Here is a 400-nt window from a genome sequence, read left to right on the forward strand (position 1 = left end):
CGGGGGTGCCGTCGAAGCGGATCCGGCCGGCGGCCATGACCAGCACGCGGTGGCAGAGCATCGCGACGTCCTCGGTCTGGTGGGTGGAGAGCAGGACGGTGCGGCCCTCGCCCGCCTGGGCGATCAACTCCCGGAAGCGCATGCGCTGTTCGGGGTCGAGGCCGACGGTGGGTTCGTCGAGCACCAGGAGTTCGGGCTCGGACACCAGGGCGCAGGCCAGCGAGACCCGGGTGCGCTGTCCACCCGAGAGATTGCCGCAGTAGGCGGTGCGGTGATCGTCGAGACCGACCGACCGGATGGCATCTGCCGCCGAGTCCGCCGACGTTCCGTACAGCGCGGCGACGTACCGCACGTTGTCGATCACCCGCAGGTCGTCGTAGATCGTCGGATCCTGGGTCAC

At 70.0% G+C, this 400-nt stretch carries 1 protein-coding gene; it reads right to left on the reverse strand.

Annotated features, from left to right (window positions below):
• Window positions 1-400 (reverse strand): ATP-binding cassette domain-containing protein (locus tag RM572_RS29535; protein ID WP_311676407.1); only part of this gene is annotated, 400 nt, incomplete at both ends.

Source organism: Streptomyces hazeniae (genome assembly GCF_031845485.1).
Taxonomy (GTDB): Bacteria; Actinomycetota; Actinomycetes; order Streptomycetales; family Streptomycetaceae; genus Streptomyces; species Streptomyces hazeniae.